Source organism: Streptomyces sp. NBC_01017 (genome assembly GCF_045162795.1).
GTDB classification, from domain to species: Bacteria; Actinomycetota; Actinomycetes; order Streptomycetales; family Streptomycetaceae; genus Streptomyces; species Streptomyces machairae.
Genome location: NZ_CP108683.1, coordinates 1,307,434 through 1,330,306 on the forward strand (window position 1 = coordinate 1,307,434; position 22,873 = coordinate 1,330,306).

The 22,873-nt window shown below is 69.3% G+C and carries 21 protein-coding genes and 1 pseudogene; 15 read left to right on the forward strand and 7 right to left on the reverse strand.

Annotated elements, in window-relative coordinates; genetic code table 11:
• Both OG331_RS06385 and OG331_RS06390 read right to left on the reverse strand, forming a co-directional pair.
• Nucleotides 1–585, reverse strand: a complete 585-nt coding sequence (locus OG331_RS06385; protein ID WP_406192537.1) for a dihydrodipicolinate synthase family protein — start codon at nt 583–585, stop codon at nt 1–3.
• A 363-nt stretch (nt 586–948) separates the two neighbouring features.
• The gene (locus tag OG331_RS06390) at nt 949–1,872 is read right to left on the reverse strand and encodes an oxygenase MpaB family protein (protein WP_406192540.1); all 924 of its coding nucleotides are present in this window, start codon (nt 1,870–1,872) and stop codon (nt 949–951) included.
• 232 nt (nt 1,873–2,104) lie between these two features.
• Between OG331_RS06390 and OG331_RS06395 the strand changes: the two genes are divergently transcribed.
• Genes OG331_RS06395 through uppS form a run of 3 tightly spaced genes read left to right on the forward strand, consistent with a single transcriptional unit; the run spans nt 2,105 to nt 4,946 of the window.
• Nucleotides 2,105–2,638 (forward strand): DUF6230 family protein, encoded by a 534-nt coding sequence (locus OG331_RS06395; protein ID WP_406192543.1) that lies wholly within the window; start codon nt 2,105–2,107, stop codon nt 2,636–2,638.
• Entirely contained in the window at nt 2,635–3,036 is a 402-nt protein-coding gene (locus tag OG331_RS06400) for a DUF6114 domain-containing protein (RefSeq protein ID WP_406192546.1), read from the forward strand. The genes OG331_RS06395 and OG331_RS06400 overlap by 4 nt, the downstream gene beginning before the upstream one ends.
• Nucleotides 3,036–4,946, forward strand: coding sequence for a polyprenyl diphosphate synthase (gene uppS / locus OG331_RS06405; protein WP_406192549.1), 1,911 nt, complete (start codon nt 3,036–3,038; stop codon nt 4,944–4,946). The genes OG331_RS06400 and uppS overlap by 1 nt, the downstream gene beginning before the upstream one ends.
• 157 nt (nt 4,947–5,103) lie before the next feature.
• Here the strand turns inward: uppS and OG331_RS06410 are convergent, their stop codons facing one another.
• Nucleotides 5,104–5,514: a MerR family transcriptional regulator gene (locus OG331_RS06410; protein WP_406192552.1), complete on the reverse strand. Its 411-nt coding sequence runs from the start codon at nt 5,512–5,514 to the stop codon at nt 5,104–5,106.
• Nucleotides 5,515–5,919: 405 nt separating this feature from the next.
• Here OG331_RS06410 and OG331_RS06415 point away from each other — a divergent pair, with 405 nt between their 5' ends.
• From OG331_RS06415 to OG331_RS06425, 3 genes are all read left to right on the forward strand, one after another.
• Entirely contained in the window at nt 5,920–7,425 is a 1,506-nt protein-coding gene (locus OG331_RS06415) for a SulP family inorganic anion transporter (protein ID WP_406192555.1), read from the forward strand.
• 360 nt (nt 7,426–7,785) lie between these two features.
• Nucleotides 7,786–8,082 carry an alpha/beta fold hydrolase gene (locus OG331_RS06420; protein WP_406192558.1) on the forward strand — a complete coding sequence of 99 codons (297 nt, stop codon included), beginning with the start codon at nt 7,786–7,788 and terminating at the stop codon, nt 8,080–8,082.
• Between the two features lie 31 nt (nt 8,083–8,113).
• Nucleotides 8,114–8,704 (forward strand): transposase, encoded by a 591-nt coding sequence (locus OG331_RS06425; RefSeq protein WP_406209762.1) that lies wholly within the window; start codon nt 8,114–8,116, stop codon nt 8,702–8,704.
• Between the two features lie 31 nt (nt 8,705–8,735).
• On the opposite strand, the gene OG331_RS06430 is transcribed toward OG331_RS06425, so the two are convergent.
• The gene (locus tag OG331_RS06430) at nt 8,736–9,956 is read right to left on the reverse strand and encodes an RNA-guided endonuclease InsQ/TnpB family protein (RefSeq protein ID WP_406192561.1); all 1,221 of its coding nucleotides are present in this window, start codon (nt 9,954–9,956) and stop codon (nt 8,736–8,738) included.
• A 313-nt stretch (nt 9,957–10,269) separates the two neighbouring features.
• Between OG331_RS06430 and OG331_RS06435 the strand changes: the two genes are divergently transcribed.
• The gene (locus OG331_RS06435; RefSeq protein WP_406192564.1) at nt 10,270–11,913 is read left to right on the forward strand and encodes an IS4 family transposase; all 1,644 of its coding nucleotides are present in this window, start codon (nt 10,270–10,272) and stop codon (nt 11,911–11,913) included.
• 45 nt (nt 11,914–11,958) lie between these two features.
• Here the strand turns inward: OG331_RS06435 and OG331_RS06440 are convergent, their stop codons facing one another.
• Both OG331_RS06440 and OG331_RS06445 read right to left on the reverse strand, forming a co-directional pair.
• On the reverse strand, nt 11,959–12,849 hold the full coding sequence (locus tag OG331_RS06440; RefSeq protein WP_406209765.1) for an IS3 family transposase: 891 nt from the start codon (nt 12,847–12,849) through the stop codon (nt 11,959–11,961).
• 23 nt (nt 12,850–12,872) lie between these two features.
• On the reverse strand, nt 12,873–13,160 hold the full coding sequence (locus OG331_RS06445; RefSeq protein ID WP_406192567.1) for a transposase: 288 nt from the start codon (nt 13,158–13,160) through the stop codon (nt 12,873–12,875).
• A gap of 98 nt (nt 13,161–13,258) precedes the next feature.
• On the opposite strand from OG331_RS06445, the gene OG331_RS06450 reads away from it, so the two are divergent.
• The 8 genes and pseudogenes from OG331_RS06450 (at nt 13,259) to OG331_RS06485 (ending at nt 20,778) form a co-directional block, all read left to right on the forward strand.
• On the forward strand, nt 13,259–13,459 hold the full coding sequence (locus tag OG331_RS06450) for an alpha/beta fold hydrolase (RefSeq protein ID WP_406209768.1): 201 nt from the start codon (nt 13,259–13,261) through the stop codon (nt 13,457–13,459).
• A 522-nt stretch (nt 13,460–13,981) separates the two neighbouring features.
• Nucleotides 13,982–15,655, forward strand: a complete 1,674-nt coding sequence (locus OG331_RS06455) for a TlrC/CarA/OleB/SrmB family ABC-F type ribosomal protection protein (RefSeq protein WP_406192570.1) — start codon at nt 13,982–13,984, stop codon at nt 15,653–15,655.
• 105 nt (nt 15,656–15,760) lie between these two features.
• Nucleotides 15,761–16,039 carry a polyprenyl synthetase gene (locus OG331_RS06460; protein ID WP_406192573.1) on the forward strand — a complete coding sequence of 93 codons (279 nt, stop codon included), beginning with the start codon at nt 15,761–15,763 and terminating at the stop codon, nt 16,037–16,039.
• Nucleotides 16,029–17,084 carry a polyprenyl synthetase family protein gene (locus tag OG331_RS06465; protein ID WP_406192576.1) on the forward strand — a complete coding sequence of 352 codons (1,056 nt, stop codon included), beginning with the start codon at nt 16,029–16,031 and terminating at the stop codon, nt 17,082–17,084. The genes OG331_RS06460 and OG331_RS06465 overlap by 11 nt, the downstream gene beginning before the upstream one ends.
• Before the next feature lie 110 nt (nt 17,085–17,194).
• A complete protein-coding gene (locus OG331_RS06470; protein ID WP_406192579.1) occupies nt 17,195–18,355 on the forward strand; it encodes an oxygenase MpaB family protein in 1,161 nt (386 codons plus the stop codon).
• Between the two features lie 246 nt (nt 18,356–18,601).
• Nucleotides 18,602–18,998 (forward strand): annotated as a pseudogene (locus OG331_RS06475) (hypothetical protein).
• A 556-nt stretch (nt 18,999–19,554) separates the two neighbouring features.
• A complete protein-coding gene (locus tag OG331_RS06480; RefSeq protein ID WP_406192582.1) occupies nt 19,555–20,028 on the forward strand; it encodes a GNAT family N-acetyltransferase in 474 nt (157 codons plus the stop codon).
• A gap of 348 nt (nt 20,029–20,376) precedes the next feature.
• Nucleotides 20,377–20,778, forward strand: a complete 402-nt coding sequence (locus tag OG331_RS06485) for a hypothetical protein (RefSeq protein ID WP_406192585.1) — start codon at nt 20,377–20,379, stop codon at nt 20,776–20,778.
• A 168-nt stretch (nt 20,779–20,946) separates the two neighbouring features.
• Here OG331_RS06485 and OG331_RS06490 read toward each other — a convergent pair whose 3' ends face one another.
• Nucleotides 20,947–22,470, reverse strand: a complete 1,524-nt coding sequence (locus OG331_RS06490) for a carboxylesterase/lipase family protein (RefSeq protein ID WP_406192588.1) — start codon at nt 22,468–22,470, stop codon at nt 20,947–20,949.
• Between the last annotated feature and the right edge of the window lie 403 nt (nt 22,471–22,873).

The window sequence follows — 22,873 nt, forward strand, 5'->3', positions numbered from 1 at the left end:
TCAGTGGCTCCTCATTGCCTCGACGAGGGAGGCGATCCTGGCGGTCGTCGCGGCGTCCAGCCCGAGCACCGGTTCACGCGGCTCTCCGACCGACAGCCCGGTCGCGTTCACGGCGGCCTTGATCGCCGGGATGAACGGGGCGGACATGATCGCGTCCATCAGCGGATAGATCCGCGCCCACTCCGCTCGCGCCCGGTCGAGGTCGGCGGCGCGCAACGCCCGGTGGATCGAAACCAGTTCGGCCGGCATGACGTTCGCGGTCCCGGCCATGACTCCGGCGGCGCCCTCGGCAATCGCCTGGAGCAGCAGACTGTCCCAGCCGACGAAGGTGGAGATGACGTCACCGTGGCGGTGGATCAGCTGCCCGGCCTGGGCCATGTCGGCGCTGGTGTCCTTGATGTACCGGATGTTGTCGACCTCGCGGGCGAGCTGCCCGACGGTGTCCGGGGCGAGGTTGACGCCGGTGGCGCCGGGCAGGTTGTAGAGCATGATCGGGATGTCCACGGAGTCGGCCACCGTGCGCAGGTAGCGCAACGTCTCGTCGAGCGCTGCGTCCGCTTCATGATCGCTCAGTTGTCCGAGCACGATGTCGAGCCGTACCTGTGGACCACCCTGGCGGGCAGGCCCCGCTTGCGCCCGGGGGAGCCGCGAGGCGCAGCACGCTGACGCGGAGGACTTGGCCGACGGCCGCGGTGTCGACGAGGGTCTTCCGGACCGGTCAGCTCAGATGACGCTGCGGATCGCCGCCTCGACCCCGACCACGCGTCCCATGGAAAGAGCGGCCTCGTCCGCGTCGCCGTCGATGAGATCAGGCCACAGCCTGCAAGTTCCGCGGGTTCTCCGCCGCCTCCGAGGGCTGTGGCCGGAGGGCGCCCTTGGGTTTCCGCAGCGGCACGCACCGGACCTCAACGGTCGAGGCCCATTGGCCGGCCATGGATTCCGGGGCCCTCACCAGGGCATCCACGACCGCGTCGTACGCGCGCCGCGGCGCCCTCGGATTCGGCTGCCGAGCCGAAGCCTCGTCGCGCAAGGCTGCCGTTTCCTCGGCGAGTTCGAGGTACGGACGCCGGCACGGTACGGCACACGCCGCCAGGGAACGGCGTTGAGGGCACGGGCGAGGCCCCGGGCCAAGTATGAGTACACGCGGTGGGCCGAGGGCAGGCCCATGGCGGTGAGGGCTTCGAGGGGCAGCAGGGCCACGGTCATCCTGGTCAGGTGAGGGAACAGCACCCGTCCGAAGGCCCGGAAGCACGCGGCAGCGAGCGGCAGGCCGGAGACCGGCCGGGGTGGGGTCAACGGGGCCGGGCCGAGGAGGTGCCGCACGGGCTCGGTGTGTTCGAGGGAGGTCAGCGTGGCGGTGAAGTAGGCGGTGAAAGCGTCGAGGTCGGGCGGGAGTTCCTCTTGACGCAGACCCAGGCACCGGCCGACACGGAGCCACTGGCGGTACAACTGCCTTCGTTCCTCGGCGTCCAGCGGCCTGCCGCACAGGTCCCACAGGGTGAGGATGCTGTCGAGGTAGGTGGCGTGCACCCACAGGAACAGCTCGGGTCGCAGGGCGTGGTAGGGCCGTCCGTGGCTGTCGACGCCGTGGATGTCGCGATGCCATCGCCTCAGTTGCCGGCCGAGCCGCTCGCCGTCGGCCGGATCCGCGTGGGCCAGGCGCTGGAGGTGGGCCAGCGTCCGGTAGCCGCGCTGCCAGAGGTCGGTGCGGTAGATGGAATGCTGGGCCACGCCGGCCCCCACCGCCGGGTGCGCCACCTGCAGCAGGATGGCGCGGGGAAAGACCAGCAAGAAGGACCACTGTCCGATGGAGCGTCCCAGCAAAGACTCCGGCCCCGTTTCGGCAAGCGGTTTGGTCGGTCGGCTCGTCATCGCCCGGTGAACTCCCCCAGGGCCGGGACGTCACGGGCCCGGAGGTGACGTTCAACGGATAGTGTGATGGCCGACACTCCTGGTGGCAGGGCTCGTTGGGCCGCTCGTGATCTTTTCCGATGACCCCGAACCGTCTCATCGCCGCGAGAAGCCGCAGCGGCCCGGCCGGGCAGGCAATCGTCCGCGTACGGGACGTACGAGCAGGGTCCGCTTCGTCGTCGCACTGACGCCCATGTTGGTCAGCGCCTCCGTGCTGCTGGCCGGGAACGCTACGGGCATGGTGTCCATGGCCTTCGCCGGACAGGTGCCGCTCACCGTGCACGCGGAGCGCGTGTCCGGCTCGAACGTGACTGCCTCTCCCGGCGTCTCGGGCCGGGGCGGTGTGCTGCCGGCTCTGGTCACCCGGCTGGAGAAGGGCGAGGTCAAGAACGCCTGCACCACGTCCACCGCGCAACTCCCCGTCGTCGGACCGGTCACGGTCACAGTGCGCATCGGGCGGGCGTCGGCCGCGGGCCTGTCGGTGGAGACGGACATGGCCACGGCCGAGTCCGTGACGCTGACCGGCGCCCGGCTCAACACACCGCAGCTGTCGCCACAGAAGCCCACCGGGCTGTTCTCCGTGGGCGCACAGAACGTGGACGGGCGCCGGGTGACGACACAGCCGCATGCCTTCACGGCCGGCACGATCACCGCCCACGAGATCGACATCGCCGTCGATCGCGGGACTGGCGGCTGCCACAGCGGGAAGGGCAAGGGAACGTCGTGAGAGCCGTCGTCAGCGACCGTGATGCGAGCCGGTGGCGACTCTGGTGCGGCCATCGCCCCTTCCTGGCCGGCCTGCTGCTCGGGCTCGGCGGGCTGGAACTCATCTCCGTCTCCTGGGCGGGACTGGGTTTCCTGCAGTTCACCGGCCTCGCCGGCGCGTCCTCCTGGGCTGTTGGCGCTCTGCTGCTCGCGTCGGGAGCGACCACCTGGTGGAACCCGGCGCTGCGCCACTTCGCCGGCGTACTGGCCGGTGTCCTGTCCCTGGTCAGCCTGATCGCCGCCAACCTCGGCGGCCTGCTGGTCGGCTTCCTGCTTGCCGCCGTTGGCAGTGCCCTTGCCCTCGCCTGGGTACCGCCAACAGCAGCCCAGGACACCCATGGCGAAGGCGGGGTGAGCTGATGCCTGCCGGTCCCCGCACGATCGTCGGCGACGTCTTCCGTCGCGGCGGCATCCACGACCCCTTGCTGCGCCGCGGCTTCGAGGTGTGCCGTCGCGCCACACGCGACACAGGCGAGATCGAGTACGCCACGTCCCTGCTGCTGCCTCCGCCACTGCGTCTGGCCACATGGGCCTTGTACGGGGCAGTGCGCGCCGTGGACGACCTGGCCGACGCCACCGACGGCAGCGCCGAGGACCGCGCCCGGCGGTTGGAGGCGTGGATCTCGGCGTTCGACGCGGACCTGCGCGACGGCCGCAGTACCGACCCCGTACGGCACGCACTCATCCACACGACGCAGACCTGGAACCTGTCGACCGCTTTCCTGCACACCCTCTTCGAGGAGCTGCGCCAGGACGTCCACGGGCGCGAGTTCGCCACCTGGCAGGAATGGCGGCGCTACTCCAGCCTGATCAACACCCCACTCGTGCTGCGCACCGCCTCTCTGCTGATCAGAGCGGCCGGTCTGCCCCTCGAACCGGAGACGATGGCCGCCGGCGCGCCCGAAGCGGCGGTGGCCTGGCAGTCGGTGGTGGACGCCATCTACCTCACCGACGCCCTCGTGGACCTGGCCCACGACCTCACCCGTGGCCACGTTCCGCTCCCGGCCGAGGCACTGGAGGAAGCAGGGGTACGCCGCGAAGACCTGTTCGCCCGGCACCTCACCCCGGCCTTCGAGCAGATGGTGCACCAACTCACCGACCGGGCCCGTCAGTGGTTCGACCGGGCGGTCCTGCCGCCGGTGCTGCATCCGGCGGTGGGCATTGCCCTGGGCACCTACCGCGACCTGTACCGGCTGCGGCTCGCCACGGCGGCCAACGCCCCCGGAGCACTGCTGCACAGGCGGCCCGCCCTGCCCTGGCAGCAGCGTCACAGGTTCCTCGCCCCCGCCCGGGCCAAGGCAGCACTCGCCTGGAGCCTGTTCCCCTTCCCCCTGCGCCCGTCACCGGCGTCGGAGACCGGCGAACCACCCCCTACGGGCGCCCGGCAGAGTCTGGCCCAGGCAGTGCGCTCGATCGGCGAGCAGCAACGGCCGCTTGCCGAACCGGACCCCCACCCGTCCGGCGCCCGCCCGCCCCAACTCCCCGCCGACGCGACGCCCCGACACGTCGCCATCATCATGGACGGCAACGGCCGCTGGGCCACCGACCGGGGCCTGCCCCGCACCGAAGGTCACCGGGCAGGCGCCGAGGCGCTGATCGACGTCGTCCACGGCGCACTCGAAATCGGCCTGAGCCACCTGACCGTCTACATGTTCTCCACCGAGAACTGGAAACGCCCTGCCGACGAACTGCAGGCTCTCATGCGCGAGATCCCGGCCGGCCTGCGCCGCCTGTACGACGGCACCAGTCCGCTGGACGTACGCGTGCGGTGGGCCGGAGTGCCCACGGGCCTGCCCCCCGACGTCATCGAAACCCTCACCGAAGCCGAGCGGACGACCCGCACCCGCTCCGGCCTGACCCTGACGGCATGCGTCAACTACGGTGGGCGCGCCGAAATCACCGCGGCCGCAGCCAAACTCCTCCAAGAGGCGTCCACCGGAGACGTCCACCCCCGCGCCCTGTCCGAGCACGCTTTCAGCCGCTACCTGCATGTGCCTGAACTGCCCGATGTCGACCTGCTGCTGCGCACCGGCGGCGACATGCGCACCTCCAACTTCCTGCCCTGGCAGGCCGTCTACGCCGAACTCATGGTCCTCGACACCCGCTGGCCCGACTTCGACCGGCGCGACCTGTGGAAAGCGATCGAACAGTACACAGCCAGAAACCGCCGCTACGGCTCCGTCCCACGCCTCCCCCACCCCCGCCCCGCGCCCGTCCCGGACCAACGCCGCAACACGGCGGCGGCAAGCGGGACATCGAGGGACGGATAGACACGCACGGGAGGCCGACGCCCGGGTGCCCGGCGCCAGCCCCATCCGCGAAGCGCCAGTGCTGTGCCGGGCGCGTCGCGGGTTTTGAGGTCCATCCAGCAGGACCTGACAAGGTGGCTCCCCGCCCGGATCCTGGGTATCGGGTTTCCGGACGCCGCTAAGTCGTCGCAACCTTGTCCTGGGCCAGGCGCTCGCGCAGCGTCGCGGCGAACTCTTCGCCCCGCGCCAGCTGGGTGCGGAGCTTCTCCACCTGCTCGGCAGCACCCTGCTCGTATCCACGGACGCGCTCCAGCAGAGCCTCCCGCTCCGCCGAGGTCAGTTCCTCGCCGGAGTCGAGGCGGTCGGTGACCTCCAGCAGGTCACGCATCTCGTCCAGGGTGAAGCCGAGCGGCTTCATGCGGCGGATGACCATCAGGCGGGCGACATCGGCGTCGGTGTAGAGACGGAAGCCACCCTGGGAGCGGGCGGAGGGGATGACGAGACCGGTCTCCTCGTAGTGCCGGATGGTGCGCAACGACAGCTCGGTCCGTGCGGCGACCTCGCCGATCTGCATGTGCTCGCTGCTCACGCGGGCGCCCTTCCTCATCCGTCGCCAAGGCCACAGGCGGCCGACGCCGATCTCTACCCTAACGTTAGGGTAGAGTAAGTGATCGTCGGGGTTGGCTTCGTGCCGACTCCGCCCGCGGTGCGGGGTGGATCGTAGCCGTCAGCCGTGTCGGGGCCGACGATGCCCCCGGCGAAGACCGAAGCCTGCAGGAGAAAGCGTGCGCATGCCCATGGCGGCCAACGCCGCCGCCTGCCCGCCGTGATCCTTCGCCCCTGAGCGGCCACGCAGACTCCCGCTCCCGACCGCTGCCGCCTTCCGACTTAAGCCCGCCGTACGTGGGCTTCGGGGATTGGCCGTCCCGGCCTTCCTGCGCCTTCCTGCACGCTCCACGACACCGGACGTGCCCGAGCACGACAGGTACCTTTCTTGTCAACGTCCGCACCGTCCCCGACCGCGCGGCTGCGCGGCCTGCGCCCCGACTGGCTGTCCGACCCGAAGGTCTGGCGCACCGAGGTCCTGGCCGGCCTGGTGGTCGCGCTCGCGCTGATCCCCGAGGCGATCTCGTTCTCCATCATCGCCGGGGTCGACCCGGCGATCGGCCTGTTCGCGTCCTTCACCATGGCCGTGACCATCTCGATCGTCGGCGGTCGCCGCGCGATGATCTCGGCCGCGACCGGCGCGGTCGCCCTGGTCATCGCTCCGCTCAACCGCGAGCACGGCTTCGGCTACCTCGTCGCCGCGGTGATCCTGGCCGGCGTCTTCCAGATCGTCCTCGGCGTGCTCGGCGTCGCCAAGCTGATGCGGTTCGTGCCCCGCAGCGTGATGGTCGGCTTCGTCAACGCCCTCGCCATCCTGATCTTCATGGCCCAGGTGCCCGAGATGCACGACGTGCCCTGGCCCGTCCACCCGCTCATCGCCGCCGGGCTGGCGCTCATGGTGTTCTTCCCGAAGGTCACCACGGTGATCCCGGCCCCGCTCGTGTCCATCGTGATCCTCACCGTGATCACGGTGGCCGCCGGCATCGCGGTGCCGACCGTGGGCGACAAGGGCGAGCTGCCCTCATCCCTCCCGGTGCCCGGCCTGCCGGATGTGCCTTTCACGACGGACACCCTGGCAACGATCGCCCCCTACGCGCTCGCGATGGCGCTGGTCGGTCTGATGGAGTCGCTGATGACGGCCAAGCTGGTCGACGACATCACCGACACGCACTCCTCCAAGCAGCGAGAGTCGATCGGGCAGGGCATCGCCAACATCGTCACCGGCTTCTTCGGCGGCATGGGTGGCTGCGCGATGATCGGCCAGACGATGATCAATGTGAGGGTGTCCGGCGCGCGAACCCGCCTGTCCACCTTCCTGGCGGGTTCCTTCCTCATGGTGCTGTGCATCGTCTTCGGGCCGGTCGTTTCCGACATCCCCATGGCGGCCCTGGTCGCGGTGATGGTGATGGTGTCGTTCGCGACGTTCGACTGGCATTCCATCGCCCCGAAGACGCTGAAGCGGATGCCGGCCGGGGAAATCGCCGTCATGGTCATCACCGTCACCTGCGTGGTCGCCACCGACAACCTCGCCATCGGCGTCGTCGTCGGCTCCGTCACCGCCATGGTCATCTTCGCCAAGCGCGTCGCCCACCTCGCGAACGTCACGGCGGTCACCGACCCCGACGGCAGCAGCGTGGTCTACTCCGTGACCGGCGAGCTGTTCTTCGCCTCCTCCAACGACCTCGTCGGCCAGTTCCACTACGCCACCGACCCCGACAAGGTCGTCATCGACCTGAGCGCCGCCCACATCTGGGATGCCTCCTCCGTCGCCGCACTCGACGCGATCGAGACCAAGTACGCCCAGCGCGGCAAGGCCGTCGAGATCATCGGCCTGAACAAGCCGAGCGCCCAGATCCACGAAAGGCTCAGCGGCGAACTCGCCGGCAACCACTGACCGACTGTCACGCCCACGAGGGCCGCCGCGGACCCACCAGCGTCCACGGCGGCTGCCCTCGCGGTGTCTGCTGCAGGGGGTGTGAACAGAACACCTGAGTACCGGTCGATTCGGCGGCGGCGCCACACCTGCTGCGCCAACCAGGTGGGTCGGCAGGGGCGCTGAGCTGCTCGGACCCTCCGCTCGTGCCTCGCCCCACACAGCCTCCCCAGAGAAGGGGGAAGTCAGTTGTCGATGGCTTGGGAAAGCGCCCGTTCCCCGGATGGGTGTCGTTGAGGGGCACTGGGCCTCTTGCCCCGTCGGCATCGGCCATGGTCTTGGTGAAGGGTGCTGGTCACGCTGGAGAAGAGGAGACCAAGGGTGAACTGGACACTTGGCGAGGAATTCGAGACGCCTGAGGGGATGGTGCGGTGGGGGGTACTCGGCAGCGGGGATCCGGTCGTGCTGGTGCACGGCACCCCGTATTCCTCCTTTCTCTGGGTGGACATCGCTCCAGCACTCGCCCGCACCCGTACGGTCTTCGTCTTCGACCATCTCGGCTTCGGCCAGTCGGACCAGCGCGGATGGCGTCCCTTGTCGTGGTGTAGCCGATCAAGGTGCGGGCGTGCGCGGGCGGGTGCTCGGGGCGCACTTCTGTTGGTGCCTGCCGCTCCCTGACGCGAGGCGGGCCATCACGTAACTCTCCTTGGTGAACGCCCAGTTCAACCATGAGGAGTACGCGATGGCCCTGTCCCAGTCTGACCTGTTACGGCTGCTGGAGTCACTACGCTCGTCTGATGGAATCGAGCTTGTCCGCAGCGTGGCCGAGCGGATGCTGCAGGAACTGATCGAGGCCGAGGTGAGTGCGCACATCGGTGCCGGCTGGAACGAGCACACCGCATCAAGGACGGCCTTACGCAACGGCCACCGGGACAAGACCCTGACCACGCCAGCCGGCGACCTGGACCTGGAGATTCCCAAGTTCCGGACCGGCAGATTCGACATCGGCGGGGCCGTGGCACAGCGGACACTGCTGCTGGAGGAGAGAAGTTACCGGGACCTGACGCTCTTCGACGCGGTGAGCTGCGGTGACTGGGAGCGAGGACTCTCCCAGCTCGTCCTGGAGCACGCGGATGTCTTCCAGCAGCTTCCGGACTACGTGCACGAAGCGCTCGTCGCCAGCCACATGCGGCACGCGACGCACATCGGCTTCCCGCCGGAAGTGCTCGAAGCGTCCCGCGCACCGTGGCGGGGTGCCGCAGGACAGGCCGCATGGACTACCGCCAGTACAGCCAATTGACTTCCTCCCCCGCCTGAACGAGAGGATTCCCTTATGCAGGGGTTCGGCCGGTTGCCCGGCTTACGGGTTCCTGCTTCATAGACCGGCTGTTGCCGAGGTCTCCACAGGCTGACACGGCATGTCCTGCCGCGTGTTTGATGTTGATCGCTGCGTTCACGTCGGCGTGCGCGGTGTGTCCGCAGCCTGTGGCTTTGCACCGGAAGACCGCTTGGCTTTCGCGGTTTGTTTCGGTGACAAGGCCGCAGGCGGAGCACCGCTGCGACGTGTATGCGCAGTTGACCTTCACCACGCGCGTGCCCGTGTACCGGGCCGCGCTGGTGAGGGCGAGTTCGAGGCGGTGCCATCCCTTGTCGAGGATGGCCCGGTTCAGGCCCTGTTTCTGGGCCACACGGCTGCCGGGCTCGGCGAGCGTGCCGGACGCGGAGGCCGTCATGCTGCGGGTCTTGAGGTCTTCCAGGACGACAAGTGCGTTCATCGCAGTGAGGTACGCGGCCGTGACGGCGCAGAAGTCCGCCCGACGGCTCGTGACCCGGCCCATGATCTTGTTCATGTGGGCGCGGACCCTGACCCGGTTGGCGCTGCCCGTCTTCGTGCGGGCGAGTTGCTGCTGAAGCCGCCGGTAGCGGACGGCTTCGCCGGCGGTGATGAAGGGCCGGTCGAAGAACTCGCCGTCGGAGGTGACGGCCGCCGCTTTCACGCCCCGGTCGATCCCGGCCGCCGTGTCCACCATGGCGTGCTGCTCGGGCGTTGTCGCCCGGTCGTTGACGAGGAACGACACGAACCATTGGCCGCCCTTGCGGCTGACGGTCGCAGACCGAATCTCGCCGCCGAGCGGGCGTGACCACCGGAAGGTGACCCATCCGAGCTTGGGCAGCTTTACGCGACCCCACTTGCGGCCGAGGCGTTCCACGGTGATGAGGTTCCCGGCGGGGAAACGGAACGAGGGCGCCCATCGCGCCTTCGACCGCCACCTGACCTTGAATGTTCCGTGGTCCCGGCAGGCCCGGTCCAGATCCTTCAACGTCTGCTGAAGCACGTGGGAGGGCGCCGCTTTCAACCATGAATGGTCCCGCTTGGCGTCGGCCAGCTCGGCGGCCTGGGGCACGTAATTCATCCACGCCCCGCGCCGCCGATACTCGCGGCGCTGGTCGAGTCCGGTGTTCCACACCGCGCGGCAGATGTTCCCAAACTCCTCACACATCGCAGCCTGCCCGGCAGTGAGCTTGAGCCGGTACCTGCGGCCGGAAAGCACGCGAACACCCCCTCTCGAAGCAACGTGATCACCATAGTGGAGGCCACTGACAACGCACTGACAATGCACTGAACTCCCCCGCTGCGCGGCTCCGTTGCGAGGAAGAGCCAACCCCGCCCTGAAAGACGGAGTCTGCGCTCAAGAGAAACCGATCAGGAAGGCGGACACCGCCGCGTACGTGAAGTTCCCCCAAGGCCGGGTAGTTAGCGTTTTTGCAGGTCACGCAAGGGAGTTGAGGAAGTCCTGACACGGAGCAACGGAGCTCGTTGGTACAGGCAGTCGTCCAAGACAGCTTGTTCCCGAAGGAGCTCCGTTGCCCGGTCATTGTGTCCTGCCGTCGCCACTGGCGACCATCACCCGTACGGTCACTGTGGCCGCGGGCCGGTTCGCGCCGGGTCATCTGGGGGAGCTGACGGCGATCGTGCCGTTCGAGCTGGTTGACGCGGTCTTGTCGGAGACGAGGGTCGTGCAGCGGCGGCTGCGTGATCTGCCCTCGCGGGTCGGGGTCTACTTCTTGTTCGCGATGTGCATGTTCCCCGAAGTCGGCTACCGGCTCGTGTGGGCCAAGCTGACAGCCGGCCTGTCCGGGATGGCGGTGGTCTGCCCGACCGGGAAGGCATTGCGTGACCTGCGCCGGCGGCTCGGAGTCGCGCCGGTGCGTGCGTTGTTCGAGGTGTTGGCCGGGCCATTGGCCCGGCCGACCATGCCGGGGGTGCGGTTCGGCCCGTATCGGACGGTGTCGTTCGACGGCTGCAGCTCGATCAAGGTGCCTGACAGCGAACGCAACCGGGGCTGGCTGGGGCGGTGCCCGCACGGTGGGTATCCCCAGGTCGAGCTGATGACGCTCGTCGAGACCGGCACCCGGGCCGTCATCGCGGCGGTCTTCGGTCCCACCCGGGAGGGCGAAACCTCCTACGCCACCAGGCTGTTGCACCATCTGGGCCCCGAGATGCTGGTGCTGTGGGACCGGGGCTTCGACGGCAACGACTTCCTCTCCGCCGTGCACGCCACCGGCGCACAGGTCCTGGGCCGCATCCGCCGGCGCCGCCGCCCACCAGTCCTTCAAACTCTCGCCGACTTCTCCTATCTCTCGGTCATCGGCGGCGTCCCGGTGCGCATCATCGAAGCCCAGGTGAGTATCACCTGCACCGATGGCAGCAACTTCGAGGGCTCTTACCGTCTGGTGACCACGCTCCTGGACGCCCGCCGCCACCCCGCCGACCGCCTCGTGCACCTGTATCACGAGCGTTGGGAGCACGAGAGCGCCTACTACGCCTTGCGCCACACCATCCTGCACGGACGTGTCCTGCGCTCGCACGACCCGGCCGGCGTCGAGCAGGAGATGTGGGCCCTGCTCACCCTCTACCAACTCCTGCGCCGCACCATGGTCCAGGCGGCGGAGTCCCGGCCGGGTACCGATCCCGACCGCTGCGGCTTCACCGTCGCCCTCCAGACCGCCCGTGACCTGCTGGTAGGTGCAGAAGGAGTCTTCGAGCAGGGCATTGGAGAGATCGGCCGGCGCGTCCTGTCAGCGCTGTCGCCCGCACGCCGGGGCCGCGTCAGTACCCGCAAGGTGAAGTCCCCCATCTCCCGCTACGCGGAAAGGAAACTGGACGGCCGCCCCGACGCCAGCAAGGCCGTGACCTCGACGGTGATCACTCTCCTGCCGCCGCCGACGCCGGAGCCCACACTGCCCACGACCACGGTCCCCCAGTACGTCGGCCCCGGCCAGACCAGCAACCGAATGACACGCGTCCTGGCCATCCTGCAGGCAGAACCCGAACGGCTCTGGCGCTCAAGGGAGATCGCCGAACTACTCGGCGACGTCACCCTCGTCGCCACCTACCGACAACTCGCCCGCTGGACCGAGAAGGGAATGATCAAGAGGGTTCGCACGGGACGCTACACGGCAGTCGCACCGGAAAGGACCCCCTTGCGTGACCTGCAAAAACGCTAACTACCCGGCCTTGGAAGTTCCCCCCGGGTCCTGGACAGCGGGTGTTTACGCTGCGGGGGTGAGGTCTTGCCTGAGCAAGGTTCTCGTTTCGAGTGGGGTGACGTACCCGTACTCGGGGTGTCTGCGAAGTCGGCTGCGGTTGTACTCGATCTCGATGTAGCGGAAGACGTCGGCCCGGGCGGCCTCGCGGGTCTCCCAGACGGTGGTTCCGATCTCCGCTTTGAGGACGGCGAACCAGCTTTCCGCAGCAGCGTTATCGTAACAAGAGCCGACACGTCCCATCGACTGTCGCATGCGCAACTTGCGTATCTCGGTGCGGAATTCATCACTCGTGTATTCGCTGCCGCGGTCGGTGTGCATGATGCAGCCGTCCTCCAGACCGCCGCGTCCGGCCGCCATCCGCAGGGCGACGACCGGCAGCTCGGCACGGTGGTGGTCGGCCATCGCCCAGCCGATCACCTCCCGCGTCGCGAGATCGATGCAGGTCGCCAGATACAACTTCCCTTCCAGTGTGACGAGTTCGGTCATGTCACCGACCAGCCGCATCCCGGGACGGGGGGCGGTGAAGTCCCGGCCGATCAGGTCGGCGGTGAACACCGCCCGCCTGGCCTGTCTGGTCAGGCCCCGACGCCGGCGGCGGGTGATCCCGACGATCCGGTACTTGCGCATCAGCCGCTCGACCCTCTTCGGGTTCACCGCCCGCCCGGCCCGCCGCTGGGCGGCGTGGATCCGCGGGGCCCCGTAGGCGCCGCGCGATCCGGCGTGGAGCACTCGGATCTCGTCCACCAGGCGTTCCTCCTCGCGCCGCGCGACCCGGCGCGCTGACTCGGCCGCCCGGTGCGCGTAGTAGGTAGAGCGCGGCACTCCGAGCGCACGGCACGGCAGCGCAACGCTGTGACCTGCGTGATTGTCGTCCGATGTCTTCTCCGCGTCGATGAAGCGGCACCGCGTGGCGGTGTCTACCTCATCTTGTCCTGCGCGAAGAAGGCGGTCGCTTTCCCCAGGATGTCGACCGTCTTCTCCAGCTCGCGGACCTTACGCCGCAGCTGGGCGAGTTCTTCCCGCTCGGCGCTGGTCAGAGTCCCGGCAGGCCCCTCGCCCCGGTCGACCTTGGCCTGCTTCACCCAGCCACGCAGACCCTCCGGCCTCACCCCCAGGTCCCGGGCGACCTCGGTGACCGTCTTGTCCGACGACAGCGCCAGCGCGACAGCGTCGCGTTTGAACTCGGCCGTGTACCGCTTGCTCATGTTGCTCTTCTTGCTCACTACCTTGACTGCTTCCTCCAGGACCTTCCGTCCCAGTATCAGGCTGTCCAGGTCAAGGGGGGAGCTTCAACGAGCACCTGCTGGGTGGCATGTCCCTTCCGGTACGCCTCCTCTGGGGTCGCGAGGACCGCATCCTCCCCCCGAAGTACGCCGAATGGCTGCACCAGCGCATCCCACACGCTGAGCTGCACTGGATCGAGGGCGCGGGCCACCTTCTCCAGGAGGACGCACTGGGGCAGCTGTTGGCTCATCTCACCGCCGGGTTCCCCACAGACAGGTGAGGAGGGCCGGCGGAACGGATCCCCGGACGGGAACCACAGGAACCACTGCGGTCCGGGGCGTCGAGTCGTGCGGCCTCCTTCCACACGCGCCAGAGCCGCCGGACCGGACAGGTCGAGGGGCGGCTGCCGCAGTGGATACGCACGTACGGGGGCAGGTCTTGGACACCCGGATGTCGACGGCTGGGCCCTCTGCGGCCTGGGTGATCCTCCGCATGCGTCACGGCCCACCAGATGCTCCGGCCATGCAACCCCGAGCAGTTGAAACGCTGCAGCCAGCGCAGCGCCATGACCAGCACCCGCCTCCGTAAGGCGGCGCCACAACGATGACACCCACCTACGCGACGATACGTATCGTCTTGCCAAAGTCTCCACCATGTCGTACCGTCCTACGCATGGGTTCCCTGTGAGAAAGTCGGCGCCGACGGCGTAGAGCACCGCTCCGCCATCGCCGCGCCCCACCGTGCCCTCTCATCCACCCGATCCGGCCCGGGGCGAAGCCCGCGGCCAGGAGGGGAACCTCTCATGCACTGCTCACAACTCACCCTTCACCACGTCACCAAGCGCTATCCCGGCCGCACCGTCCTCGACCAGGTCTCCTTCACCCTGAAGCCGGGCGAGAAAGCCGGCCTCATCGGTGACAACGGCTCCGGCAAGTCCACCCTCCTGCGGCTCATCGCGGGCCAGGAACGCCCGGACAGCGGCGAGTTGACCGTGACGGCCGCCGACGGCATCGGCTACCTGCCGCAGACCATCCCCCTGCCCCCGACCGCCACCGTCCAGGACGCCGTCGACCTGGCCCTAGCGGATCTGCGCGCACTGGAGGCCGAGCTGCGCCAAGCCGAGCAGGCGCTCGGCGACGGCGCGGACCCGACGGCGCTCGCCACGTACGCCGCCCTCCTCGAACGCTACGAGGCGCGCGAGGGCTACGACGCCGACCACCGCATCGACCTCGCCCTGCACCATCTCGGCCTGCCCGCGCTCCCCCGCGACCGGCGACTCGGCACCCTCTCCGGCGGCGAGCGCTCCCGACTGGCCCTGGCCGCCGTTCTCGCCGGCCGTCCGGAGCTGCTGCTCCTGGACGAGCCGACGAACGACCTGGACGACCATGCCGTTCAGTGGCTGGAGGCGCAGCTGCGGGCACACCGCGGCACGGTGCTCGCGGTCACCCACGACCGCGTCTTCCTGGAGCGCCTGACCTCAACGGTCCTGGAGGCCGAGGCGGGAAAGGTCACGCGGTACGGAGACGGCTACGCCGGCTACCGCACCGCCAAGGCCGCGGAACGCCGCACCCGGCTCCAGGAGTACCAGGAGTGGCGGGCCGAACTGGCCCGCAACGAGCGGCTGGCGACCGGCCATGCGGTCCGCCTCGACGGCATCCCGCGCAAGGCCCCGCTGGCCAACTTCGGCCACGGCGGCTTCCGGGCCCGCGGCCGGGCGCACGGCGCGATGGCCCGTATCCGCAACGCGCGCGAGCGGGTCGGCCGGCTGACGGCGAACCCGGTGGCCCCGCCACCGGAGCCGCTGACCTTCACCGCGCGCATCGGCACGGCGGGGGACGGCACAGATACGTCAGCGGCGGAGCTCCCCTCCGTACAGCTGTCGGACGTACGCGTAGGACACCGCCTTCACCTGGACTCACTCACCCTCGGCCCTTCCGGCCGGCTACTGGTCACCGGCCCCAACGGCGCGGGCAAGACCACGCTGCTGAAGCTGCTCGCAGGTGAGTTGCGGCCCGACGACGGCTCGGTACGGGTGCCGGGCCGGGTGGGACATCTGCGCCAGGACGAGACGCCATGGCCGCCGGGCCTGACGGTGGCGGAGGCGTTCGCGCTGGGCCGTGTGGGCTCCGCCGACGAGCACGCGGACGCCCTGCTGACCCTCGGCCTCTTCCGCCCGGCGGAACTCCGACTCCGCATCGGCGAGCTGTCGTACGGCCAGCGCCGCCGCGTGGAACTGGCACGGCTGGTCTCCGAGCCCGCCGACCTCCTGCTGCTCGACGAGCCGACGAACCATCTCTCCCCCGCGCTGGTCGAAGAACTGCAGGCCGCGCTGGCCCATTACCCGGGCGCAATCGTCCTGGTCACCCATGACCGCGCACTGCGGACACAGTTCCGGGGCGAGCACCTGCACTTGCCGGACAGGGCCAAGGTCGGCCAGGGATGCCCCGCCGTTGATCCGCACTCTCGAGCGATGTGATCCCTCGATGGTGAGTTCTTCTGCTGTCACGCCCGGTCTGACCGATGCTCGGAAGCACGGCGCGTGACCGGCGCCTCCGGAACGTTCTTTGGGGTGGGGAAGACCATGACGCGACAAGCGGGACGGCGTGACGGCTTGGACGAGCAGGCGGTGCTGCTCGTGGCCGGGCTGGCCGATTTGGCGGTGCACACGCTGGGCTCGGCCGTAGGGACGCTGCGAGGGCTGCTGCGCCGCTCGGATTCCGCAGAGCTGGCAGCGCAGGCCGAGAACGAGCTGACGGCGCGTGGGCGCCTGGCCCTGGATCGGTACGCTGCCGTGCCCCCGGCCCACCTGGAGATCCTCGCCCGGCACGCCCAGTCCCGGAAGGCCGCCGATGGCATCTGACCGGTGGGAGCCGGCCGTATTCAAGACCCGGATCGACGAGGTACTGCACCAGTTCGTCGCCCAGGAGGCCGACCAGTTCGCCGCGATCGACCCGCTCCTGACCCCGGTGGCCGAGCAGTTGGAGGCGGCGGTCGCGGACGGCAAGCGGCTGCGGGCGGCATTCTGCTACTGGGGCTGGCGTGCGGTGGGGCAGCCGGACAGCGACGCACTGGTGCGTGCGGCGGCCTCCATGGAGCTGGTGCATGCCGCTGCGGTCGTGCACGACGATCTCATCGACGACAGCCCGCTGCGGCACGGTCGCCCCACAGCGCACATCGCGCTGCGTGGTGCCGTGCGGCGCCGTCCGCGCCGCGACGCCCATGCGAGGTCGCTGGCGATGCTGGTCGGGGACCTGCTGATGGCGCTGGCCGGGCAGTTGTTCGCCACCAGCGGGCTACCCGCCGCATACCTCGCCCGGGCTCGCCCCCTGTGGTCGGTGATGGCTCGCGAGCTGATCGCGGGCGAGTGCCTGGAGATCCTGCGCACCGGAGCCGGTCCGGACACCACCGCGTCGCTGAAGGTGATCCGCTACAAGACCGCCAAGTACACCGTCGAGCAGCCCCTGTTGATCGGCGGCGCGCTGGCCGGGGCAGGGACGCGGCTGCGTGAGGGCTACTGCGCATACGGGCTGCCGCTGGGCGAGGCATTCCAGCTGCGGGACGATCTGCTCGGCCTGTTCGGAGACCCGGAACGCACCGGTAAGGCCAACGCCGACGACGTGCGCGGCCACCGGCCCACGGCCCTGCTGGCAGAGACCTGGCGCCTTGCCGGTGACGCAGACCGCGAACGGCTGCGCGCCCTGCTCGGCCGGCGCCGTCCGGACGCGGATGCGCTGGACGCGGTGCGCGAGGTGATGTGCCGGCTCGGGGCACCCGACCGCATCGAGGACATGATCAGCGCACGCGTCCACGAGGCACTCGGTGCTCTCCACGAGCTGGCCGTACCGGCACATGCCACGAGGGCTCTGGCCACGCTGGCGCAGTCCGCGGCAGACCGCCAGTCCTGAGCTTTTACACCCCGGTCGGCACAACCACGCCATGCCCGGCCGCCGACCCCGGACCGGCCGCCGACCACCCATCGGTCGTCGACGGTCCCGACGAAGCAAGGAGCCCCGCCATGACCTACACCGAGGCATCCATGGACGCCCTACGGCACGACGGCGACGAACTCGCCGACGCCACCGTCGCCGCACTCTTCGAAAGCGGCCAGGTAGGCACGTTCAACACCCTGATGCGCTACGTCTCCGCCGCCGGGGCTCCCCTGCCGGACGGGCTGCCCGATGTCGCCCGGGAGTACCTTGAGGCCACCCGAGTCCCGCCGTCCTGGGTGGACTGGACGGAGATGGAAAAGGCCCGGCTGTTCTTCATCGACAACAACGTGCACATCTCCACCGCGCTCTCCTTCGCCTCCATGCCCGCCTGCTACGTCGTCCCACACGTCGCAAAACTGCTGTCGGCCACCCACGGACTGAAGTACCCCTCCAAACGCATGGCGGAGACGGGTCAGTTCACCGTCTACCTGATGCAGCCGGACGCCTTCGAGAGCGGCAGCCGCTTCATCCCCGCCGCCCAGAAGGTGCGCCTCCTGCACGCCTCCATCCGCCACCACCTCAAGCGCGAGAACCGGTGGGACACCACCGTGCTGGGAACGCCGATCTGCCAGGAGGACATGATCGGCGGGCAGATGTTCTTCTCCCTGCTCGTCCTGGACAGCCTGCACCGACTCGGCATCCACATGTCGCAGGAAGGCGCCGAAGCCTACTACTACGCGTGGCGCGTCGTCGGGGCCATGCTCGGCGTCGACCAGGACGCCGTCCCCAAAACCCTGGAGGAGGCGCGCGCGTTCCTCGATCTGTACATGATCCGGCACATGGGGCCCTCCGAGGAGGGCACGCACCTGACCCGGCAACTCATCGACCTCTACGAGGAGGTCGTGCCCGGCACCTTCCTCGATCCGATCGTCTCCGCCCTCATCCGCCACCTCATCGGCGACACCTGCGCCGACTGGCTCCACGTGCCCCGGACGCCATGGGACACCGTCGTCAAGGCCCTGCCCCACCTCCTCGGCATCCTCGAAACCATCGAGGACCGCTCCCCGCTCGGCGCCTGGGCCCTGGACCGTCTCGGCCACCTGACCACCATCCTGGAGCTGTCCTCCCTCACCCGCGGGCGAGTCATGCACTACGCCATCCCCGAACAGCTCAAACAGGACTACGGCGTCTCCCGAGACGTGCCGCGCACCCACCGATGGAACCCACCAGCGGCTACAGTCTCTTGACCCGCTTGCTCAACCTCCGTGGCATCGGTCTTGCCCTCGCTGCGCCAGCCATCGGAGGATCAGTTGAGACGTACCGTCCTGAGCAGGGCTGCGAGCACCTGCCGTTCGTCGGTCCTCGGGACTTTGAACGCGACGTGAGAGATGAGTCAGCCCGCCTCGTGCCCCTACCCGGTCCCCAAGTCCCCAGCATGGCGGCCGGCCGGAAACCGGGTGCGGGCTGTCGCCGCGGCGGTGTGTATCGGGGCTATGGCGATTGCGTTGGGCAAAGCGGGAGTTGACGGGTCGGGCGACGCCTTGGGCGTGTTGCGGGAGTGGCACTACGACGGGGCACCGATACAGCTGCATCCGGGAGACCTGGGCTGGTTCTGGCGGTTCGGTGCAGAGGCGACGGCCGCGGCGGTCCGGACCTGGAGCCGAGACGGATAGCCCGGGTTGCTCAAGCCGATGGGCGTGCACCGGGAACGTCGCGGTCACGGCTACGGCAAGGCGATCACCGTCGCCGCGGCGGCCTCGCTCCAGGAGCTGGGGCTCGTCGAGCGCGATCGTCTGCACCCCGAGCTCCAATGCGGGCGCCGTTGCCGCCAATCGGGCAGCCGGCTTCCGGCCGCTCCCTGAGGTCCGGGATCGACGCCGGGACGCCTAGGGCGGGATCGCGCCACGGGCGAGGTCAAGTGGCCCGGCTGAACGTGGAGTGCCGTCAGACCTCGTGCGGGGCGAAGAGTTCGAGATGGCCGCAGGAAGAACACCGGTAGGCATCTATCCGGTACCGCGGACGCCCCCAGCGCTTGGCTCCACCGAAGATGCCCCGCTCCAATGGCCCGGGTATCCAACGGGAATACCCACTCGCGTGGTCACCGCCGTCTTCAATGAACCACGGCCGCAGATCAGCGGCCTGGCACTGGGTGCACTTGATTTCCACGGACGTACTGTAGGGGAGGCTCGATACTGAACGGGCTGGAGCAGCCTTCCCAGCAGCCTCGAAACGTGTTGCGCAGGCTGAGAGCAGCTATTAGCGTCACGCCCGTTCGAGAGACACGTGATCACGGGACAGGGAGGTTGATGAATATGGCCGCCGTCGGCACCCATCAGCATGCCCTCATCCGGCCCGCGCGATAGCAGAGCGCGGCCCGGGTCGTTTCAACGACCAGGAGAGACACGTGTCTTCCCCTTGTTCCGCTTCTTCACCTGCCCACGCCGACGTGATCACCAAGCGTCTCGTTCTTCGGCCCTGGACAACGAGCGAGGCCACCGCGGTCCTTCACGACACCAGGTCCCCGCACTGGGCGGACGACTTTCCCGCTGACGGCGATCGCGTGATCGCGGGCCTCCTCGACCAGCACCCCGCCTGGCTCGGCGCGTACGGCCACCGTCTGATCGTCGAGCGCGAGAGCGGCTTGGTGGTCGGATCGATCGGCCTGTTCTGGCCGCCCAGCGAGGGCGTCCTCGAGATCGGATACGGCATCGTGGCTTCCCGCCGCGGACGGGGCTATGCCCCCGAAGCCACCCGGGCCCTGGCAGAGTTCGCCCTCACCGTGTCAGTGGTCCACACCGTGTCCGCGAACGTGGAACTGTCGAACCCGCCCTCGGTTCGAGTCCTGGAGAAGGCCGGCTTCCATCGGTGGGCCACCGAGGGGAACACTGCCCGGTTCAGGATCACGAGTCCGGACCAGTAACGGCGCTCATGGTGGTGGCCCTGGAGACTGTTCCTCCAGGGTTACCTCCCCCTGCGCTCCAATTCCGCAGCTGGCAGCACCATCGTCCGTCTCGGCGATAGTCGTCCGCCTGTGAAACTTCGCCAGTTCCACTCCTCCGTGGCCGTCGGGGTCTCCACACCACCGTCTCGCGTGTGCCGCGGGTTGTTCGGGGTGAAGGAGCGGGTTACTGAACAACCAGGCAGGCGCTGGAATCGGTGCTGCGGGGCACCAGCCGGGCGGGCCGGACCGAGCCCGCCAGGGCGTATGGGCTCCGGCGGCGGCAGGAACTCCCGCCGTACCGTTTCCAACCCATCGAAGGGCGATGACGTGAACCGTATCCGCCGACTGACAGCCGCCACCCTGCTGAACACCGCCGGTGGGCGCCGGCGCGCCGCGACGACCGGCGTGACACTGACCATGGCGGGCACACTCGGGTTCGGCCTGATGACGCCGGCGGCGTCTGCCGCCAACGGGCCCTGCTACGACGGGCGGTGCAGGACCACCGTGTCTGCGCCCAAGACCATCAAGGTCGACAGCCGCAAGTTCGGGTTCGGGAGCCTGAAGATCACGAGCATCAGCTCCCGATCCGTGAAGATGTCCGCCGCCGGCGGAAGCCTCAGCGGCAGCACCAGCCCGGGCGGCACCGTCAAGTTCAACAACCAGAAGATCTGGGTCAAGTCGGTCTCCGGCAACAAGGCCAAGCTCCAACTGTTCCCCACGCGGTACTGAGCCTGTGGTCCAACCCCGGCGCGTTCCCATCGCGCCGGGGTTCGACCACCGTTACGGCTCGTCAGGGTTCGAGGCCGGGGAGGACGAGGGCTCCGTCCGTGACGGGCATGAAGGGTTCCTTCCCGGGGACGTGGACCTTGAGCGCGGCCACATGGGGCGCAGGAACCGTCACGGGGTCGCCAAGGTCAGCGGAGCGAACGTGTGGTGCTCCCAGAGGCGGCGGGAGGTCTCCTCGGGGTAGGGGGCCACCGCGGGGGCGGCGTCCAGGAGTTGGGCGAGGCGTTGTTCGGTGTCGTAGGCAGGCCAGCCCGGGTCGCCCGTGGTGGCGAAGGCGGTCCAGGCGGAGCGGAAGCGGGCGGAGAGAGACTCCGTCTCAGGTGTGGGTGCGGGGCCGGTCAGCATGGCGCCGAGGCCGCCGTACATGCCGAAGGTCAGGGGCACGTCGAGGCCGTGGCAGGCGCCCAGGACACCGCCGTTCGCCGGGGCGGTCCAGGTGAGCTCGTACAGGTGCGCCCGGCCGCCACCCGCCGCGTGGGCCTGAGCGAGGTGCAGTGAGGGCATGCGGAACAGCCAGTCGGACTGGACAAGTTCGAACAGGTACTCCGCGGAGGCCTCCGGGAACGCGGACCGGTAGGCGCGGGCTGCGTCCGGTGTCGGGCCGAACAGACTCAGGGCCGTCGAAGCGAGGTTGTCGTCCACCCGGCCGAGCAGGCCACCGAGCACGAGGAAGAGACGGTACTCGTCCCGGTTGTGCCCGACGATCAGCTCGATGTCCCGGGCTGTGCCGCTCGCCAACGCCTCCCACGGCGTGGCGGGCAGGACCTCGCCGTCGACGACCGGTGAGAACGGCGTCGGGGTGAGGGCGACCGGGCCCCACCGGTGCACGTACTCGCGCATCCGGGCGCTCACCGCGGCCCCCGCCGCGGGCAACTTGCGCGGGTCGACGCCCGACAGGTCGGCCACGGTCGGGCGCAGCCCCAGCTCGCCCGCGATGCTTCCGGCGATGTCCGCGGCCAGCGCCTCCGAGAAGAACGTACCCGGCACGCTCTGGGCGATGGCCCGGCTGAAGAGGCCGTGGGCGCGCGGCATGACCATCAATGCGGCGATGGACCCGGCGCCTGCCGACTCGCCGAACGCGGTGACCCGGTCGGGGTCACCGCCGAACGCGGTGATGTTCTCCCGCACCCACTCCAAGGCCGCAACCTGATCGAGGAGACCACGGTTGGCGGGGGCGCCCTCGATCCGGGCGAACCCCTCGACGCCGACGCGGTAGTTGAGGGTGACGACGACCAGGTCGCCGTCGCGGACGAGGCGGCTGCCGTCGTAGGCGGGGTCGTCGGCAGAGCCGAACTTGTAGGCGCCGCCGTAGATCCACACAAGCACGGGGCGGCCAGAAGCCCTGTCCGGGTCCGGCGTCCAGACGTTGACCGTCAGCCAGTCGTCACCACCGGACGGGACGCGGTCGGCAGGCGCGGTGTCAGGGCCGAGCGGCTCCTGCGGGGGCGGCGGACCGAACGCGAACGCCTCCCGCACACCGTCCCAGTGCCGCACCGGTCGCGGCTCCGCGAAGCGCGCCTCGCCCACCGGCGGCTGCGCGTACGGAATACCGCGGAAGACCGCCAGGCCCTCCTCGCGACGGCCGCGCAGCGCGCCCGCCATGGTCGTGACCTCTGGAAACTCGGCACCGCTCATGATGGCTCCTCAAGAGACCCCAACCCAGCGGCCTCCGGTCCGTACACGGGATCAGGTCCCTGAAGTGCAGCAGCCGGGACGGCCGTACGGCGAGCGAAGCAAACCGCCTCCACGCGACCATCCTGCCCCGATATCTTTGAAATATCAATTAGCTGTCGTGGAAGCGAGGCCCCCCGGCATACGTCACTCCGCCCCATGGACACCCACCCGCGCACGGACACGGTCAGCGCCCCGGTGACCGGATGACGTGGGGGCAGAGGCCCAGGTGACGGGCCGGAGTTGCCTGTCGTCCGTCGCCGGGGCCTTCTGGAGGCTGGTTCCCTCGACGTCGAGATCGGGCAGGATCCGGTCCAGCCGACGCGGCAGCCACCAGGCGGGCCGGGGCACGGAGAAAGGAACCGGG